4 protein-coding genes are annotated in these 4,807 nt (G+C 49.2%); all 4 read right to left on the bottom strand.

Annotation, left to right across the window (positions count from 1 at the left end):
• On the bottom strand, positions 1-2,177 hold a 2,177-nt coding region (locus tag Q0340_RS02860), incomplete at its 3' end, for an LPS-assembly protein LptD (protein WP_298082084.1).
• Positions 2,164-2,601 (bottom strand): RDD family protein, encoded by a 438-nt coding sequence (locus tag Q0340_RS02865; RefSeq protein ID WP_298061174.1) that lies wholly within the window; start codon positions 2,599-2,601, stop codon positions 2,164-2,166. The genes Q0340_RS02865 and Q0340_RS02860, both read right to left, overlap by 14 nt.
• Positions 2,598-3,854 (bottom strand): phosphoribosylamine--glycine ligase, encoded by a 1,257-nt coding sequence (purD, locus tag Q0340_RS02870; RefSeq protein WP_298082085.1) that lies wholly within the window; start codon positions 3,852-3,854, stop codon positions 2,598-2,600. The genes Q0340_RS02865 and purD overlap by 4 nt, the downstream gene beginning before the upstream one ends.
• 242 nt (positions 3,855-4,096) lie before the next feature.
• On the bottom strand, positions 4,097-4,729 hold the full coding sequence (locus Q0340_RS02875) for a uroporphyrinogen-III synthase (protein ID WP_298082086.1): 633 nt from the start codon (positions 4,727-4,729) through the stop codon (positions 4,097-4,099).
• Positions 4,730-4,807 lie beyond the last annotated feature (78 nt).

Consider the following 4,807-nt stretch of genomic DNA (forward strand, 5'->3'; position numbering starts at 1 on the left):
ATTCCGCGCTCCTTGCTTGCTTTGCTGTAGCCCGTCGTACTGGTATTTTTAGGTTCGATATCCTCTTGATACACAAAAGAGTAATTCCAACACTTGCGCGTATGAGAAAGTCCCACGCGCCACATTTTAGAATAAGATCGCTCCAAGTCGTAATCCCAACGCCCAAAAATTTTATTATTCCTAGGCAAATTTACCGAAGCGTTTACGATGCCGTAGTTATCTTTCGTATAGCGTTTAGGCTCCATGCTTAGCTTTTCGTATTCGTAAGCGTGACTAAGTCCAAAGCTAAAGTCGTCGTTGGAGTAGTTGGCGTAGGTATAGACCTTATCGAAGCTTTTATATTTATGCGAGTAGGTAAAGCGGTTTCCGATATTTAGCCCATTTGCAAAATACGCATCGATGCGGTGTTCTAAATCGTCAAACTCATGATCGTCGAAGTCATATCGCTGCTTGACGCTATGGCGTAAGAATTTACGTCCGTCCTCATTATAAAAAAACTGCGTCATACTTAAAGCTGCATTTTCGTGGGTGTATTCGTCGCTAAGCTCGCTTAAGAAGTTATCCTCCCAATAAAGCGAGTCTTGCAAGTTACCCAGCCGCGAGCGATCTACTGCGCCGCGAGCAAGGTCGTATTTATACTGATGATACTTTAAAATTCTATCCTCGATGTCGCCTTGCTGCCATCCGGGAATTTTAAAATCCGCTCTCCAGCTCATAGTGTGATACAAGCTATCGTAAGCCCTGGCTACGTCGGTGTAGAGCGAAAGCTCGGTGTATTGATTAGCGTAGAAAGTGCTTTTATCCTCGCCAAGATCGCCGTTTGCGTAGTAAAATTTATCGTGCCAATCGATATTGGTCATATACACTCGCTCGGTAAAGGCGAAATTTAAATAATCCGCCAGTAGCGGCGTACTTATACTAATCGGTACGTCAAACTCGTATTGGCGAGCAGTCGCGCCCTCCCATCTGGTGTAATTACGCGCTTTTGCATCAAGCGAATAGATCAAATTTGGCAGCCCCAAATCATTGCTAAATTTATGATATTGCAGCGTCGGAAGCTCTTGGACGGTATCTTCGTTGCGGAAGGTATTATCGGCGTTTAGCTTGCTTGTATCGATATAGTAGCGTCCGTAAGCGCCAAAATAGTGCTCGTCTGAGGTCAAATAATAATTCAGCCGTGAAGTTACGAGCGAATTATCCGCATCGTTGCCAAGACCTCCTTTTTCCTTCAGATCGTAGTATTCAAGGTCGTTTAGCTGGGTAAAATCGATCCATAAATTTTCGCGCAGATCACCATCTAGCAGATAGGTCGCAAGCTTGCTGCGATCGTATTGCACTTCAAAGCCGTGATGGCGCTCGTTTTTGTATTCGAGGCGTTTTTGCGCTCGCGAGAAGTTATCGAAAACTCCGCCTCTAATCTCGCCGTAAGAATACGGCGACTCCGTAAATCGAAATGTCCCGTATACGCCAAAGCCCCTGCGCGTGCGCACCTGCGGATCGAGCTGAAAATCCCAGCTATCGTAAGGCGCAAAATAGATCGGTTGCTTGTAGTAAATCCCTTCCTTGCTGATGTAGCCGGCCTCGGGAGGCAGCAAGCCCGTGCGACGCGTACGGTCGGTCGGAAAGCCGAAATACGGCAGATAGAGCACCGGCACATCACCCACGTAAAATCTTGGATTAAAAAGATGGAGGAATTTGCTCTCTTTATTTAGCATGCCGCTACTAAATTTGATGCGCCAATCAGGATCGGTAACGTTGCAGCTAGATACGCTGGAGCCCTCCACGCGGTAATATTCGCTGTCGCTGCAGCTAGCGTCGTTTTGCATCCAAAGCTCGGAGTCCTTATCCATCATAAAATTTACGTCGGCTTGCTGCTTATCGTTTTTCAGATCGATTTTGACATGCTGCGCACGTGTAGTTTCGCTGCTGCCGCGCATTGCATTGACGTTGCCGAAAAGCTCGATTATGCCGTTTTGCTCGTCGTATGTAGCGCGATCGGCGGTAATGAAGTAGTCCTGCGAATACACCGTTACGTTGCCACTGGCCTCCGTCAAAAAGCCGTTTTTCTCGACATTATCTGCTATGAGCTCGACGTCTTGGACCTTTGCACTCGCACTGCTTGCTAAAAGAGCGCTAAAACTAAGCGCTAGAATTTTAAATTTTTTACTCTTTTTCAATCTCTACCACCAATGTTTTCGCCGCCATATCATGCAGGCTCTGACGCGAGTTCGTAAAAAGCGCCACCAAAAATCCCATATAAAAGATCATCTCGCTTATCAACCTAACCGCCGCGCGGATCGCTGCAGTAGCGATATCCATAGCGCTGCCGTCAGCGCGGACGCAATAAATTTTAACCGCAAGCTTGCCTAGCGTCGCGCCGTATAGATAGACAAAAATCGCCTGATATAAAAATTTTATTATCGCGTAATGCAAAATGAATTTCGACGCGATCTTTTGTACCTCAAGATTGCTTCCGCTCTGCGCCGCTGCGACAAGCTCTGGCTCGTCGATAGCAAATAGCACGACCACAAAAAGCGTTACGCTCACCGCTTCGTCGATACTAAACGCAATTACGCGCTTGCTAAGCGGAGCGACGATCAAATTTTATCTCTTAAGGCTTGATACGCGATATCGCGCCTATACTGCGCGCCGCTAAATTTTATATTTTCGCACAGCGCGTAAGCCGCATCGCGCGCCTGCTTTAGGCTCTGCGCGACGCCCACGCTTACCAAAACGCGCCCGCCGCTAGCGTAAATCTGCCCCTCCCGCTCGCTCACGCCTGCATAGCAGATATGCGCTCCCGCGGGAATTTCGCCGACCTCGATCAAAGCAGGCTGCGAAGAGCCGTAAGGGTAGCGCTCGCTAGCCATCACGACGCCCACCGCAAATCGCTCTTTTAAGCTTATGCTACTTAGCTTGCCTACGGCGGCGTTGTATAAAATTTCGCTCAAATTTCCGTCAATTAGCGGCATCAAAACCTCGCACTCCGGATCGCCGAAGCGGACGTTGTACTCCAGCACGTAAGGCTCGCCGCCCACGATCATAAGCCCCACGAACAGCACGCCGCAAAAGGGCGCGCCCTGCTGCCTCATCCCTTTTAGCGTAGGTGCTACGATCTCGCTCTGCACTCTTTTTATCAGCGCGGCATCTGCTAGCGGGCTTGGCGCATAAGCTCCCATGCCGCCGGTATTCGGACCAAGATCGCCGTCAAGCAATTTTTTGTGATCCTGCGCTACGGGCAAGCTTACGAAATTCTCCCCGTCGCAGATCGCAAAAAAGCTCAGCTCGTAACCATCTAAAAACTCCTCCACGACGACGCGCTTGCCTGCTTCGCCGAAGCTTTCGCCGCTTAGCATATCCGCGGCGGCTTTTTTAGCTTCATCTTTGGAATTTGCGATTATGACGCCTTTGCCCGCGCACAAGCCGTCCGCTTTGACCACGACGCGGCCGTCTAGGGTATCGATAAATTTTGAAATTTCGGTTAGATCGTCGCTGCTTAGAAATTTTGCGGTTTTGATATGATTTCGCGCCAGAAAGTCCTTCATATAGGCTTTAGAGCCCTCAAGCTTCGCCGCAGCGGCGCTGGGGCCGAATATCGCTAGACCTTGCGCTTTGAAAATATCCACGATACCTTTTGTAAGCGGCTCTTCGGCGCCCACGATAGTAAGAGCTACGTCGTTGTTTTTCGCAAAGAGCGCGAGTTCATTAAAATCTTTTAAATCTAAATTTTTACCGAGCGCCTTTGTAGCGCCGTTTCCCGGAGCAAAATACAGATTTAAAACGTTTTTATCCTCGCGAAGTCTTAGCCCGATCGCGTATTCTCTACCGCCGCCGCCGATTATTAGGATATTCAATGAAGCCTCCGTAACGTAAAAAACCCAAGTGAGCGTTGCGTAAAAAGAATCGGCTCAAACAAAGCCAATCTTGCAACTAGGAAAAATCTCTAGGTCGCAACCCGTAACTTTAAAAAAGCTCGAGCCGAGCCGCGTCACACGGACCTCTCACGTCGTCGCTTATACAAATATGTTGAACCCTCATATAAAACGCTCTCGCTTCACCCAGGCTTGGGCAAAATTATAGTCTAAATTTGCTTAAACTATGGCAAAAGCGCCAGATCGACGCAGGATTTTATCGACATTCTTTCGCAGATTATCGGCTCGCAAAACTCGCTCAAAACGCTCGCCGTCGTCCTGCCGATACAAATCGCCCTGTAGCCCCCGTCCCAGCCGAAATTTGCGGTAAAGCCGCGAACGTTTTTAGGCGAGGTAAAAATCAGCGTGCTGCCCCGCGGCGGCTTTGCGGCGGCAGGCAGACTAAGGACGCAATTTTCATAGGCGATCACGCTTTGCAGCCGCACGCCGGCGCTAGATAGAATTTGCTCCAGCTTCGATACCGTCTGCCTCGCGCGCAGATACAGTGCGTCCCTGCCTTGCAAGAGCGGCGCGATCTCCGCGGCAAACTCATTTCCATGCCCGTGCCGCGCCGTATAGATATCGCGAAATCCAAACTCGCGCGCAGCCGCAGCGCACGGCTCGCCGATAGCGTAAACGGGGGTATCTAAATCAGGCGAAATTTCATTAAATTTTATCGCCGCTACCGCATTTTTGGAGGTAAAAATTAGCGCGCCGATCTGCGCAGGCAGGCTAAATTTGAGAAATTTTATCTCGCAGACCGCAAGCTGCCTCACCTGCGGATGATCAAATTTCGTATTAGACACCAAATATATCAAAACGCCCTCCATGTTTAAATTTGATTTGATTGAGCCTCGCCCCTGCCTTCACGACGCGCAGAAACGAAAAAAATGCCG

It is taken from the genome of uncultured Campylobacter sp., assembly GCF_938045595.1.
GTDB lineage: Bacteria > Campylobacterota > Campylobacteria > Campylobacterales > Campylobacteraceae > Campylobacter_B.